Genomic DNA, 13,185 nt, shown 5'->3' on the forward strand with positions numbered 1-13,185 from the left:
GACGGGAGGAGGCGAAAAAATGCCGCAAAATCGTTGTTTATTCAGGCGTTGCGATTAACAATGTCCATCACCAGGGACCCAGGAAGAACGGTCCCGGCCTGCGCAGAACTGATGAGCCTGCCTTCTGTCAGCAGCGAATAATTCTAAGCGGTTTGGGTTTTAGAGGTAGCTATGCTATTCATTTTTCGAGTAATTTTCGTGGTCATTTATTGCATCGTGGTGTGCATACTTGGCTGTCTGTACTGCTTGTTCAGCCCGCGTAATCCAAAACATGTTGCCACTTTCGGCCATCTGTTTGGCCGCTTATCTCCGGTATTTGGCCTGAAGGTGGAACTGCGCAAACCTGCTGATGCGGAAAGCTATGGCAACGCGATCTACATCGCTAACCACCAGAACAACTATGATATGGTGACGGCGTCGAACATCGTGCAGCCGCCGACGGTCACCGTAGGTAAAAAAAGCCTGCTGTGGATCCCGTTCTTTGGCCAGCTCTACTGGCTGACGGGCAACCTGCTGATTGACCGTAATAACCGAACCAAAGCGCATGGCACCATTGCTGAAGTGGTGAATGCCTTTAAAAAGCGTAAAATTTCGTTCTGGATGTTCCCGGAAGGGACCCGCAGTCGCGGCCGCGGCCTGCTGCCTTTTAAAACCGGCGCCTTTCACGCGGCGATCGCCGCCGGAGTGCCGATTATTCCGGTGTGCGTGTCCAACACATCGAACAAAATTAAGCTCAACCGCTGGAACAACGGTCTGGTGATTGTTGAGATGCTGCCGCCGGTGGATACCAGCCAGTTCGGTAAAGACAACGTGCGCGCGCTGGCGACGCATTGCCGCGAGCTGATGGCCGCCAAAATTGCTGAGCTGGACAACGAAGTGGCCGCGCGCGAAGCGGCTAAAAAGTCATAAGACAGGAAACGCCGCCAACGCGCGCGTATTGCTGGCGGGAAACGAATTCCCTTTTTCATTTGTCAGTATGTCATGGAGTTAATATGTCACTCAGTCGGCGTCAGTTTATTAAGGCTTCCGGCGTAGCGCTGTGCGCTGGCGCCGCGCCGCTGAAAGCCCATGCCGCCGGCCAGCAGCTTGCGCTGCCGGTTCCGCCGCTGCTGGAATCGCGTCGCGGTCAGCCGCTGTTTCTGACGCTGCAGCGTTCGCACTGGTCGTTTACGCCAGGCACTCGCGCCCCCGTCTGGGGGATCAATGGCCGCTACATGGGGCCGACGATCCGCGTCTGGAGCGGGGACGACGTCAAGCTTATCTACAGCAACCGTCTGACTGAGAATGTCGCGATGACCATCCGCGGCCTGCAGGTGCCTGGCCCGCTGATCGGCGGCGCGGCGCGTATGATGTCGCCGAACGCCGACTGGGCGCCGGTGCTGCCTATCCGCCAGAGCGCTGCCACCTTGTGGTATCAGGCCAACACGCCGAACCGGATGGCGAAGCAGGTATACAACGGCCTGGCCGGCATGTGGCTGGTGGAAGATGAGGTCAGCAAGAACCTGCCAATCCCTAACCACTACGGCGTTGATGACTTCCCGGTGATCATTCAGGACAAGCGGCTGGATAACTTCGGCACGCCGGAATATAGCGAACCGGGGAGCGGCGGCTTCGTTGGCGATACGCTGCTGGTTAACGGCGTGCAGAGCCCCTATGTCGAAGTGTCGCGCGGCTGGGTGCGCCTGCGCCTGCTGAACGCCTCCAACTCCCGGCGCTATCAGCTGCAGATGAGCGATGGCCGACTTCTGCATGTGATTTCCGGGGATCAGGGGTTCCTGCCGGCGCCGGTCTCGCTCAAGCAGCTGTCGCTGGGGCCGGGGGAACGGCGTGAAATTCTGGTCGATATGACCAACGGCGATGAAGTGTCCATTACCTGCGGAGAAGCGGCGAGTATTGTCGACCGTATCCGCGGCTTTTTTGAACCGTCAAGCATCCTGGTCTCCACGCTGGTGTTGACCCTGCGGCCGACCGGGCTGCTGCCGCTGGTCACCGACAGTCTGCCGGTGCGTCTGCTGCCGACCGAACTGCTCTCCGGCACGCCGATCCGCAGCCGGGATATCACCCTTGGCGACGATCCGGGCATCAACGGCCAGCTGTGGGATCCGCAGCGTATCGATATCACGGCGCAACAGGGGACCTGGGAGCGCTGGACGGTGCGCGCCGACCGCCCGCAGTCGTTCCATATTGAAGGGGTGATGTTCCAGATCCGTAACGTCAACGGCTCGTCGCCCTTCCCGGAAGATCGCGGCTGGAAGGACACCGTGTGGGTCGACGGGCAGGTTGAACTGCTGGTCTACTATGCTCAGCCGTCGTGGCCGCACTTCCCGTTCCAGTATCTGAGCCAGACGCTGGAGCTTGCCGACCGCGGCTCGATCGGCCAGATGCTGGTGAATCCCGCGCCGTAATCTCTTCAACCCTGGCCGGAACACGGTCAGGGTTTGAGAAAATCCTCCTTCATTTCCACTATCATTCCGGCTTATAATCCACGCCCTTTTGGTTATTTTTTTATCATTTCCCCCGGAAGCAATATGAGCGCAATATCCCTGATCCAACCGGATCGTGACCTTTTTTCCTGGCCGCAATACTGGGCTGCCTGTTTTGGCCCTGCGCCATTTTTACCGATGTCGCGTGAAGAGATGGACCAACTTGGCTGGGATAGCTGCGACATTATTCTGGTGACCGGCGACGCCTACGTCGACCACCCGAGCTTCGGGATGGCCATCTGCGGCCGTATGCTGGAAGCGCAGGGGTTCCGGGTGGGGATCATTTCCCAGCCGGACTGGAACAGCAAAGACGACTTTATGCGCCTGGGTAAGCCGAACCTGTTCTTCGGCGTGACCGCGGGCAATATGGACTCGATGATCAACCGCTACACCGCCGACCGTAAGCTGCGCCATGACGATGCTTACACCGCCGGCAACGTGGCGGGTAAACGCCCGGACCGCGCCACCCTGGTCTACACCCAGCGCTGTAAAGAGGCGTGGAAAGACGTGCCGGTGATCCTTGGCGGCATCGAGGCCAGCCTGCGCCGTACCGCGCATTATGATTACTGGTCCGATACCGTGCGCCGCTCGGTGCTGGTGGACTCCAAGGCCGATATGCTGATGTTCGGCAACGGCGAGCGTCCGCTGGTGGAAGTCGCGCATCGCCTGGCGATGGGCGAAACCATCGACCAGATCCGCGATGTGCGCAATACCGCCATCATGGTGAAAGAGGCGCTGCCGGGCTGGAGCGGCGTCGATTCCACCCGCCTGGATACGCCTGGCAAAATTGATCCCATCCCGCATCCGTACGGTGAGGATCTGCCGTGTGCCGATAACAAGCCGGTTGCGCCGAAAAAGCAGGAAGCCAAAAGCATCACCGTGCAGCCGCCGCGGCCCAAACCGTGGGAAAAGACCTATGTGCTGCTGCCTTCCTTCGAGAAGGTGAAAGGCGATAAGGTCCTGTACGCTCACGCTTCGCGTATTCTGCACCATGAAACCAACCCCGGCTGCGCCCGGGCGCTGATGCAAAAGCATGGCGAACGCTATATCTGGATCAACCCGCCGGCAATCCCGCTCTCGACTGAAGAGATGGACAGCGTCTTCGCGCTGCCTTACAAGCGTGTGCCGCATCCTGCTTACGGCGACGCGCGTATCCCGGCGTATGAGATGATCCGTTTCTCGATCAACATCATGCGCGGCTGCTTCGGCGGCTGTTCGTTCTGCTCAATCACCGAGCACGAAGGGCGCATTATCCAGAGCCGTTCAGAAGATTCGATCATTAATGAAATCGAAGCCATTCGCGACACGGTGCCCGGCTTTACCGGGGTGATCTCCGATCTCGGCGGACCAACGGCCAACATGTATATGCTGCGCTGCAAATCGCCACGCGCCGAGCAGACCTGCCGCCGTCTCTCCTGCGTCTACCCGGATATCTGCCCGCACATGGATACCAACCATGAGCCGACGATCAATCTTTACCGTCGCGCCCGTGAGCTGAAGGGCATTAAGAAGATCCTCATTGCCTCTGGCGTACGCTATGACATCGCCGTCGAAGATCCGCGCTATATCAAAGAGCTGGCGACCCACCACGTCGGCGGCTATCTGAAGATCGCCCCGGAGCATACCGAAGAGGGGCCGCTGTCGAAGATGATGAAGCCGGGCATGGGCAGCTATGACCGCTTTAAAGAATTGTTTGATACCTATTCGAAGCAGGCGGGTAAAGAACAGTATCTGATCCCGTACTTTATCTCCGCTCACCCGGGGACCCGTGATGAAGATATGGTGAACCTGGCGCTGTGGCTGAAACGTCATCGCTTCCGTCTCGACCAGGTACAGAACTTCTATCCGTCGCCGCTGGCGAACTCAACCACCATGTATTACACCGGCAAGAACCCGCTGGGTAAAATCGGCTATAAGAGCGAGGACGTGGTGGTGCCGAAGGGCGACAAACAGCGCCGTCTGCATAAAGCGCTGCTGCGCTATCACGATCCGGCAAACTGGCCGCTGATCCGTCAGGCGCTGGAGGCGATGGGTAAAAAGCACCTGATTGGCTCACGCCGCGACTGCCTGGTGCCTGCCCCGACGCTGGATGAGATGCGCGAAGCGCGTCGCCAGAACCGCCATACCCGTCCGGCGCTGACCAAGCACACGCCGATTGTACATCAGCGTTCTAACGGTGAAACGACGGCGAAAAAACCGGTCAAACGCGGTAAAGTCGCCGGGCGTTAAGCCTGACGTTGTGCCCGGTAGCGCTTTGCTGACCGGGCCAGTTGGAGAGCCGGATAAGCGTCAGCGCTATCCGGCTTTTTTATATGTTAGCCGCCAAACTGATCCGGATCGGGCCCTAAACGCTTGCCCTGGTCCAGCTTCGCGATTTCGCTGAGTTCGTCTTTGTCGAGACGGAAATCCCAGACGTTAAAGTTTTCCGCGATACGCGACGGCGTCACTGATTTCGGGATCACCACCAGACCGCTATCAAGATGCCAGCGGATGACGATTTGCGCCGGCGTTTTGCCGTACTTATCGGCGAGCTGGTGGATGACTTTCTGATCGAACACTCCTTTACCGCCCTGGGCCAGCGGGCTCCAGGATTCGGTCTGGATCTTGTGGGTGGCGTTCCAGGCATGCAGCTGACGCTGCTGCAGCAGCGGATGGAGCTCAATCTGGTTGATCACCGGTGCGACGCCGGTTTCATCAATCAGCTTCTGCAGATGCGGGACCTGGAAATTACACACGCCGATGCTTTTCGCCAGCCCCTGTTGCTGCAGCTCGATCAACGCCTGCCAGGCTTCGACATAATGGCCGATCGCCGGCACCGGCCAGTGGATTAAATAGAGATCCACATAGTCGAGCTTCAGCTTGCTGAGGCTCTCTTTCAGCGCCTCGTGCGGCCGTTTTTGATCGTCGTTCCACAGCTTGGTGGTGATGAACAGCTCATCGCGATTGACGCCTGCGCTGTGCAGCGCGTTGCCGACGCCGGCCTCATTTTGGTACGCGGCGGCGGTGTCAAAAGAGCGATAACCGACTTCCAGCGCCTTATGAATGGCGGAGACGACTTCCTCGTTGCCAGCTTTCCACACGCCGAGACCCAGCTGCGGCATCAGGTTGCCGTCGTGTAGTTTTATAACGGTTGGATGTGTCATGCCTTCCTCCTGTTAATGAACTCGGCGAGGCAGAATCCGCCGAGGGGTAGCATTAAGTCTGGACGAAATAGCTAAAAACGGTAGTAAAAACACCTCTCCCCGACGTTTGTTTAACGTAAGGAGAGGTGAATCAGGCGGGGTTAAATTAGCGAGCAGCCTCGTAAATACGGCGACTGACGTCCAGGGTGATATCCTGATGTTCGCCCAGTTTGGTCATGCCGTGCTCTTCCAGTTTCGCCAGCAGCGCCGGGATGGAGCTACCGTCGAGACCGTAATCGGAGAGGCGGGTCGGCACCCCCATCTGCTCGAAGAAACTACGGGTTGCGGCAATAGCGGCATCGATACGCTGTTCTTCGGAGCCCTCGGTGATATTCCATACGCGCTCGGCATACTGCAGCAGCTTCGCGCGCTTGCTGTCGCGTTTCTCGTTCCACAGCGCCGGCAGCACGATAGCCAGCGTCTGGGCGTGATCCAGACCATGCATCGCCGTCAGTTCGTGGCCGAGCATATGGGTCGCCCAGTCCTGCGGTACGCCAGCGCCGATAAGACCGTTCAGCGCCTGAGTCGCCGCCCACATAATATTAGCGCGCACGTCGTAGTTCTCTGGCTCCTGCAGCGCTTTCGGGCCATCTTCCACCAGCGTCAGCAGAATGCCTTCGGCGAAACGGTCCTGAATTTTGCCGTCAACCGGGTAGGTGACGTACTGTTCAACGGTATGGACGAAGGCGTCAACCACGCCGTTGGCGACCTGGCGCGGTGGCAGAGTGTAGGTGTAAACCGGGTCGAGGATCGCGAACTGTGGCTGGACGTGCGAAGACATAAACGCGCGTTTGTCGCCGGTGGTTTTCCGCGAAATCACCGCCCCTTTGTTTGATTCAGAACCGGTCGCTGGCAGAGTCAGAACCGAACCCATTGGAATGGCGCTGGCGATCTTACTGCCATAAGTTTCCAGAATTTCCCATGGATCGATAGCGGCGTCGTAATGGGCCGCCGCGGCGATGAACTTGGTGCCATCCAGTACTGAACCGCCGCCGACCGCCAGCAGGAAGGTGACCTTCTCTTCACGGGCGAGCTTCACGGCGTTCATCAGAGTTTCGTAAGACGGGTTCGGCTCGATGCCGCCAAATTCAAGGACATCCAGGCCATTCAGGGCGGTGAGTACCTGATCCAGGACGCCCGTTTTTTTCACGCTGCCGCCGCCGTAGGTGATCAGTACGCGAGCCTCCGCCGGGATCTGTTCACGCAGCTTTTCAATCGCGCCTTTGCCAAACAGAATGCGGGTTGGGGTATGCAGGTCAAAATTATTCATTGGTAGTGTCCTCAAAAGAGTAAAACCGCCGACAGGGACGATACCGCTGCCAGATGACGGTTATTGTGGTCCTGGCGCCGTTGACCCTCAATGCACATTTCTGCCGATGTCTTGCCTATTTCTCCATGTGGCTGGAGAATTCTCGCCAGCCTGCGCACAATGTATGGGTGAAGAAACATCGGGAGAGGCGGTGGCAATGCAACACGCACAGATATGCCAGATATTGACAGAGAAGATTAACCAGCTGAAAGATAAGCACGAACTGTTAAGTTCGCTGCTGCCTGACGTCCGCCTGCTGTATGGGACGCAGCCGGGTACCCGGACGCCGGTGATGTATCAGCCGGGGATCGTTTTTCTCTTTTCCGGCCATAAAATTGGTTATATCAATGAGCGGACTTTTCGCTACGACACAAATGAATATCTGCTGCTGACCGTGCCGCTGCCCTTCGAATGCGAAACCTTTGCCACCCCGGAGGTGCCCCTCGCCGGGATGCGTCTGAACGTCGATATCCTGCAACTGCAGGAGCTGCTGATGGATATTGGCGAGGATCCGCTGTTTCAGCCCGCCGTCGCTTCCAGCGGAATAAATTCGGCAGTGCTTTCCGAAGATATTTTATGCGCTGCCGAACGGCTGCTCGACGTCATGGATCGTCCGCTGGACGCGCGCATTCTTGGCAAGCAGATTATCCGTGAAATCCTCTACTATGTGCTGACGGGCCCCTGCGGCGGCGCACTGCTGGCGTTGGTCAGCCGGCAGACCCATTTCAGTTTGATAAGCCGCGTGCTGAAACACATCGAGAGCCAGTACACCGAAAACCTGAGCGTCGATCGGCTGGCGGCAGAGGCGAATATGAGCGTCTCGGCGTTTCACCATAATTTTAAATCGGTGACCAGTACTTCACCGCTGCAGTATTTGAAAACCTACCGTTTGCACAAGGCGCGCATGCTGATGATCCATGACGGCATGAAGGCCAGCGCGGCGGCGATGCGGGTGGGGTATGAAAGTCCTTCGCAGTTCAGCCGCGAGTTTAAGCGCTACTTCGGTATGACGCCCGGGGAAGATGCCGCACGAATTCGCACGATGCAGGGCATGTAATATCGGGAAGGGCAAGCCGGGCGGGCGCAGGCCCCCCGGCAGGTGGCCGTCAGGCGCTGCAGTATTTCTTTTTGATCACCACGAACAGCGTGCCGAGCAGGCCCGCCAGCAGCAGAGCAATCGGCAGGATCATCAGGCAGGTCATGACCTGATCTTCATGGCGCTTCACAAACGGGATCATGCTCAGCGCATAGCCGAGACCCGTGACCACGCCAACCCACAGCAGGGCGCTCAGCCAGTTGAAGAACTGAAAGCGGCGGTTCGGCAGGCCGGAAATCCCCGCCATGGTTGGCAGCAGGGTGCGGACAAATGCCAGAAAGCGGCCCGCGAGCAGCGCCAGCAGGCCGTGGCGATCAAACATACAGGTGGCGCGCTGATGGTACTTATGCGGCAGATGCGCCAGCCAGCCTTTCACCGTTTGCGTATTGCCCAGCCAGCGCCCTTGCACATAGCTCAACCAGCAGCCGAGGCTGGCGGCGGCGGTCAGAATGGCGATAGTGGGCACAAAGTCCATGACGCCTTTAGCAATCAGCGCGCCGGCGAGCAGCAGCAGGCTGTCCCCCGGTAAAAAGGACGCGGGCAGCAGCCCGTTTTCCAGAAACAGGGTGGCGAACATAACCAGATATACAACGCCCACAACGTGAGGGTTCGCCAATGCGGCAAAATCATGTTGCCACAACGCGGCGACAATCTCTTGAATGACAACCATGGACTTTCCTAAGTGGTACCGTATTGTTGACTAGTGTACTCCTGAAGAGACCCGAGCACCTTGATCCCGGGCGCAACAAAAGCGGCCGCTTTGCTAAAAAGCGTCCGCTATTGTTGCCACTGACTGTCACTTTACACGATACGCGCGAAGCCCGCTGCTAAATCCGCCTGCAGATCGTCAACATTTTCGAGACCAATGTGTAAACGGATCAACGTGCCGCTGAAGTCGACTTCCGCATCCGGTCGGATGTGAGCGATTTGCTCCGGCTGATTGGCCAGAATCAGCGATTCAAAGCCGCCCCACGAGTAGGCCATGCTGAACAGGCTGAAATTGTCGAGGTACTCGGCCAGTTCGGCATCATTGAGGCGCTTGTTGAGTACAAACGAGAACAGCCCGCTGCTGCCGATAAAATCGCGCTTCCAGAACTCATGGCCTTTACTGCCGGGCAGGGCGGGGTGGTTGACCCGCGCCACCTGCGGATGCTGCGCCAGCCACTCGGCGATGCGCAGGCTGCTTTCATGATGCTGACGCAGGCGCACGCCCAGGGTGCGCAGGCCGCGGCTGGTCATATAGGCGGTATCGGCGTCCAGCATTTGCCCCATCAGATAGGCATTCTCACGCAGCTGCGGCCAGCAGCGCGCGTTCGCCACCGCAGTGCCGACCATGGCGTCAGAATGGCCGATCAGGTATTTGGTGCCTGCCTGAATAGAAATATCGATGCCAAAATCCAGCGCTTTGAACAGGATCCCCGCCGCCCAGGTGTTATCGATCATGATAATCGCTTCCGGCGCGACCTGACGCACGGCGGCGACAATCGCTGGCACATCATGCACTTCCATGGTGATGGAGCCAGGCGATTCCAGGAACACCACGCGGGTCTCCGGCCGAATAAGTTGGGCAATATCGGCGCCAATGAGGGGATCGAACCAGCTGGTGGCGACGCCGAGTTTAGCGAGAATTTTGGTACAAAAATCCTGGCTTGGCTCATAGGCGGTATTGGTCATCAGCACATGGTCGCCCTGTTCGACGAACGCCAGGATGGTGTTGGCCACCGCGGCCGCGCCACAGGGGAAGAGGGCGCAGCCGGCGCCGCCTTCCAGCTCGCACATCGCTTCCTGCAGTGAGAAGTGGGTCAGGGTGCCGCGACGCCCGTAGAACAGCTCGCCGTTAGCCCGGTTGCGGGTGGCGTGTTTTTTGGCCTCTACGGTGTCGAAAACCAGCGATGACGCGCGCTGGATCACGCTGTTCACTGAGCCCTGGGTATATTTTTTGCTCCGTCCGGCGTTGACCAGCGCGGTATCAAGATGTTTATCAGCCATGTTGATGAACCTGTTTTTATACGTCTGGACGTCTAAACTAGCATGAATCTTCTTTTCTGTACCAGTGCGGCGCCGATACAGGCGAAAATTTTACCAGGCCCGCAGTAAGCCGCTTTTTTACTGCGTGAGCGCAAGGAAAATAAACGTGATTTGCTGCACAGTGTAAATACTAATGAGAACCACTATCAATTCGATGTCGTTTTGATATTATTGTGGGCAGATTTTGTGATTATCGTCGTGGAGATAGAGCGTGGGTAATAATTTGATGCAGGCGGATCTCTCCGTTTGGGGTATGTATCATCATGCCGATATTGTCGTTAAGGTGGTGATGATTGGCCTGATTCTGGCGTCGGTCGTCACCTGGGCCATCTTTTTCGGCAAAGGGGCGGAAATCCTCGCCAGCAAGCGTCGCCTCAAACGTGAACAGCAGCAGCTGGCGGAAGCCCGCTCTCTCGATCAGGCCAGCGATATCGCCAGCGCCTTTGAGGCGAAGAGCCTGACCACCCAGCTTATCAATGAAGCGCAGAACGAACTCGAACTCTCTGCCGGTGCGGAAGACAATGAAGGCATCAAGGAACGCACCGGTTTCCGCCTTGAGCGCCGCGTCGCGGCGGTCGGTCGCCATATGGGGCGCGGCAATGGTTATCTGGCCACCATCGGCGCCATTTCGCCGTTCGTGGGTCTGTTCGGGACCGTCTGGGGCATCATGAACAGCTTTATCGGTATCGCCCAGACGCAGACTACCAACCTTGCGGTGGTAGCGCCGGGCATCGCGGAAGCGCTGCTGGCGACGGCCATCGGCCTGTTCGCCGCCATCCCGGCGGTGGTCATCTATAACATCTTTGCCCGCATGATTGGCAGCTACAAGGCCTCGCTTGGCGACGTCGCCGCTCAGGTGCTGCTGCTGCAAAGTCGCGACCTGGACCTCAGCGCCAGCGGTGTGAAGCCGGTGCGTAGCGCGCAGAAATTACGGGTAGGTTGATCGGCTATGGCGATGCGTCTTAATGAAAATCTGGACGATAACGGCGAAATGCATGAGATCAACGTGACGCCGTTTATCGACGTCATGCTGGTTCTGCTGATTATCTTTATGGTGGCTGCGCCGCTGGCGACGGTTGACGTGAAGGTGAATCTGCCGGCCTCCTCCAGCCAGCCGCAACCGCGACCGGAAAAACCCATTTATCTGTCGGTGAAGGCGGATAAGAGCATGTTCCTCGGCAACGACCCGATTACCGAAGCGAATATGATTAACGCCCTGGATAGCCTGACCGCCGGCAAAAAAGATACCACTGTCTTCTTCCGCGCGGATAAAACCGTCGATTACGAGACGATGATGAAAGTGATGGATACCCTGCATCAGGCGGGCTATCTCAAGATCGGGCTGGTGGGCGAAGAGACCGTCAAAGCCAAATAATCCGATTCTGTTCCTGAAAAGGCTGGCCGCGCGCCGGCCTTTTTTATGGCCGTCTGCCGGCGATGTGTTGGCCTGGCGTTGCCATCACGTTATCTGTCTGAGATATAATGTCGCTTCTTTTTGTTAACTAACAGGATTATATGGAACGCTTTCTGGAAAACGCTATGTACACTTCGCGCTGGCTGCTGGCACCGGTTTATTTTGGCCTTTCGCTGGGACTGGTCGCGCTGACCATCAAATTTTTTCAGGAGATCGTCCACGTTCTGCCGCATATCTTCAGCGTCAGCGAGTCGGAATTGATCCTGACGCTGCTGTCGCTGGTGGACATGACCCTGGTGGGTGGCCTGCTGGTGATGGTGATGTTCTCGGGCTATGAGAATTTCGTGTCGCAGCTGGATATCAATGAAGGGAAAGAGAAGCTGAGCTGGCTCGGTAAAATGGACGCCACCTCTCTGAAGAATAAAGTCGCGGCGTCAATTGTGGCGATCTCCTCTATCCACCTGCTACGGGTGTTTATGGATGCGAAAAACGTGCCGGACAACAAGCTGATGTGGTACGTGATTATCCACCTGACCTTCGTCCTTTCGGCCTTTGTGATGGGCTATCTCGATCGTCTGAACAAAGTGAAACACTGATCTCTTCTCTCCCGGCGGTGTTAGCCGCTGGGCTTTTTTCTCCCCCGTTTCTGCTTCTCTGCGCTGGCGTATGTCCGGGCTTCTGCTTTGCTTAAAGGGCGCTTAACAACGGAGGCAAGGTGATGACGCGATTAACGGCCAAAGATTTCCCGCAGCAGCTGCTCGAGTATTATGACTACTATGCCCACGGCAAAATCAGCAAACGCGAGTTTCTCCAGCTGGCGGGGAAATATACTGTCGGCGGGATGACCGCGCTGGCGCTGTTTAATCTGCTGAAGCCCGACTATGCCCTGGCAGAGCAGGTACCGTTCACCGACCCGGATATCCGTCCGGAGTATATTCATTATCCCTCTCCTGACGGCCACGGCGAAGTGCGGGCTTACCTGGTGACGCCGACGAAAATAGCCGACAAAGCGCCCGCCGTTGTGGTGGTACATGAGAACCGAGGCCTCAATCCCTACATTGAAGACGTAGCCCGGCGGGTCGCGAAAGCGGGATATATCGCGCTGGCGCCTGATGGCCTGAGCGCCGTCGGCGGCTATCCGGGGAATGATGATGAAGGCCGCGCGCTCCAGCAGAAAGTCGATCCCGTGAAGCTGATGAATGATTTTTTTGCGGCGGTCGCGTTTATGGCGAAGCATCCACAGGCGACGGGGAAGGTCGGTATCACCGGGTTTTGTTACGGCGGCGGCGTCAGCAACGCGGCGGCGGTGGCGATCCCGGAGCTAGCCTGCGCGGTGCCGTTTTACGGCCGCCAGCCGCCGCTGAAGGAGGTCGATAAAATTAAAGCGCCGCTGCTGCTGCACTATGCCGGCCTCGATAGCGGCATTAATGAAGGCTGGCCCGCCTATGAACAGGCGTTGAAGGAACACCATAAAGTCTACGAGGCCTATCTCTATCAGGGCGTGAATCACGGCTTTCATAATGATTCCACGCCGCGCTACGATCGGGCTGCGGCTGATCTGGCCTGGCAACGCACGCTGGCATGGTTTGAGAAGTATTTACGCTAGCGCAAACGACATAAATAGCGCTACCGCTCGCTCAAAAAAACGCTATATAATTTATTATACAGCGATT

At 57.5% G+C, this 13,185-nt stretch carries 12 protein-coding genes; 8 read left to right on the top strand and 4 right to left on the bottom strand.

All coding sequences use genetic code 11. The annotated features are described in order from the left end of the window. Nucleotides 1–171: 171 nt before the first annotated feature. The 3 genes from plsC (at nt 172) to AS136_RS01150 (ending at nt 4,712) form a co-directional block, all read left to right on the top strand. Complete coding sequence (gene plsC / locus AS136_RS01140) at nt 172–909, top strand: 1-acylglycerol-3-phosphate O-acyltransferase (protein WP_008806505.1); 738 nt, start codon at nt 172–174, stop codon at nt 907–909. An 83-nt stretch (nt 910–992) separates the two neighbouring features. Next, on the top strand, nt 993–2,405 hold the full coding sequence (ftsP, locus tag AS136_RS01145; RefSeq protein WP_008806504.1) for a cell division protein FtsP: 1,413 nt from the start codon (nt 993–995) through the stop codon (nt 2,403–2,405). A 33-nt stretch (nt 2,406–2,438) separates the two neighbouring features. Beyond that, a complete protein-coding gene (locus AS136_RS01150; protein WP_162542796.1) occupies nt 2,439–4,712 on the top strand; it encodes a YgiQ family radical SAM protein in 2,274 nt (757 codons plus the stop codon). Between the two features lie 86 nt (nt 4,713–4,798). Here AS136_RS01150 and dkgA read toward each other — a convergent pair whose 3' ends face one another. Next, the gene (gene dkgA / locus AS136_RS01155) at nt 4,799–5,626 is read right to left on the bottom strand and encodes a 2,5-didehydrogluconate reductase DkgA (protein WP_008806502.1); all 828 of its coding nucleotides are present in this window, start codon (nt 5,624–5,626) and stop codon (nt 4,799–4,801) included. A gap of 145 nt (nt 5,627–5,771) precedes the next feature. Further along, nucleotides 5,772–6,935: an alcohol dehydrogenase gene (gene yqhD, locus AS136_RS01160; RefSeq protein WP_023323282.1), complete on the bottom strand. Its 1,164-nt coding sequence runs from the start codon at nt 6,933–6,935 to the stop codon at nt 5,772–5,774. 196 nt (nt 6,936–7,131) lie between these two features. Between yqhD and AS136_RS01165 the strand changes: the two genes are divergently transcribed. Then, on the top strand, nt 7,132–8,031 hold the full coding sequence (locus tag AS136_RS01165; RefSeq protein ID WP_012967218.1) for an AraC family transcriptional regulator: 900 nt from the start codon (nt 7,132–7,134) through the stop codon (nt 8,029–8,031). A 49-nt stretch (nt 8,032–8,080) separates the two neighbouring features. Here AS136_RS01165 and yghB read toward each other — a convergent pair whose 3' ends face one another. Both yghB and metC read right to left on the bottom strand, forming a co-directional pair. Next, nucleotides 8,081–8,740, bottom strand: a complete 660-nt coding sequence (gene yghB, locus AS136_RS01170) for a DedA family general envelope maintenance protein YghB (RefSeq protein WP_004205217.1) — start codon at nt 8,738–8,740, stop codon at nt 8,081–8,083. Between the two features lie 131 nt (nt 8,741–8,871). Further along, nucleotides 8,872–10,059: a cystathionine beta-lyase gene (metC, locus tag AS136_RS01175; RefSeq protein WP_023323281.1), complete on the bottom strand. Its 1,188-nt coding sequence runs from the start codon at nt 10,057–10,059 to the stop codon at nt 8,872–8,874. A gap of 250 nt (nt 10,060–10,309) precedes the next feature. Here metC and exbB point away from each other — a divergent pair, with 250 nt between their 5' ends. The 4 genes from exbB (at nt 10,310) to yghX (ending at nt 13,118) form a co-directional block, all read left to right on the top strand. Next, nucleotides 10,310–11,041, top strand: a complete 732-nt coding sequence (exbB, locus tag AS136_RS01180) for a tol-pal system-associated acyl-CoA thioesterase (RefSeq protein ID WP_004174395.1) — start codon at nt 10,310–10,312, stop codon at nt 11,039–11,041. 6 nt (nt 11,042–11,047) lie between these two features. After that, the gene (gene exbD / locus AS136_RS01185; protein ID WP_012967219.1) at nt 11,048–11,473 is read left to right on the top strand and encodes a TonB system transport protein ExbD; all 426 of its coding nucleotides are present in this window, start codon (nt 11,048–11,050) and stop codon (nt 11,471–11,473) included. 140 nt (nt 11,474–11,613) lie between these two features. Continuing rightward, the gene (locus AS136_RS01190; RefSeq protein ID WP_008806498.1) at nt 11,614–12,108 is read left to right on the top strand and encodes a TIGR00645 family protein; all 495 of its coding nucleotides are present in this window, start codon (nt 11,614–11,616) and stop codon (nt 12,106–12,108) included. A gap of 122 nt (nt 12,109–12,230) precedes the next feature. After that, nucleotides 12,231–13,118, top strand: a complete 888-nt coding sequence (gene yghX, locus AS136_RS01195) for a YghX family hydrolase (protein ID WP_023323279.1) — start codon at nt 12,231–12,233, stop codon at nt 13,116–13,118. Nucleotides 13,119–13,185 lie beyond the last annotated feature (67 nt).

Source organism: Klebsiella sp. D5A, from assembly GCF_001620885.1.
In the GTDB taxonomy this organism is placed as follows: domain Bacteria; phylum Pseudomonadota; class Gammaproteobacteria; order Enterobacterales; family Enterobacteriaceae; genus Klebsiella; species Klebsiella variicola.

Excerpts from the sequence above, each read along its gene's own strand:
- yghB (WP_004205217.1), bottom strand. The coding sequence starts at position 8,740 with ATGGTTGTCATTCAAGAGATTGTCGCCGCGTTGTGGCAACATGATTTT.
- AS136_RS01165 (WP_012967218.1), top strand. The coding sequence starts at position 7,132 with ATGCAACACGCACAGATATGCCAGATATTGACAGAGAAGATTAACCAG.
- yghX (WP_023323279.1), top strand. The coding sequence starts at position 12,231 with ATGACGCGATTAACGGCCAAAGATTTCCCGCAGCAGCTGCTCGAGTAT.
- plsC (WP_008806505.1), top strand. The coding sequence starts at position 172 with ATGCTATTCATTTTTCGAGTAATTTTCGTGGTCATTTATTGCATCGTG.
- dkgA (WP_008806502.1), bottom strand. The coding sequence starts at position 5,626 with ATGACACATCCAACCGTTATAAAACTACACGACGGCAACCTGATGCCG.
- metC (WP_023323281.1), bottom strand. The coding sequence starts at position 10,059 with ATGGCTGATAAACATCTTGATACCGCGCTGGTCAACGCCGGACGGAGC.
- exbD (WP_012967219.1), top strand. The coding sequence starts at position 11,048 with ATGGCGATGCGTCTTAATGAAAATCTGGACGATAACGGCGAAATGCAT.
- AS136_RS01190 (WP_008806498.1), top strand. The coding sequence starts at position 11,614 with ATGGAACGCTTTCTGGAAAACGCTATGTACACTTCGCGCTGGCTGCTG.
- ftsP (WP_008806504.1), top strand. The coding sequence starts at position 993 with ATGTCACTCAGTCGGCGTCAGTTTATTAAGGCTTCCGGCGTAGCGCTG.
- yqhD (WP_023323282.1), bottom strand. The coding sequence starts at position 6,935 with ATGAATAATTTTGACCTGCATACCCCAACCCGCATTCTGTTTGGCAAA.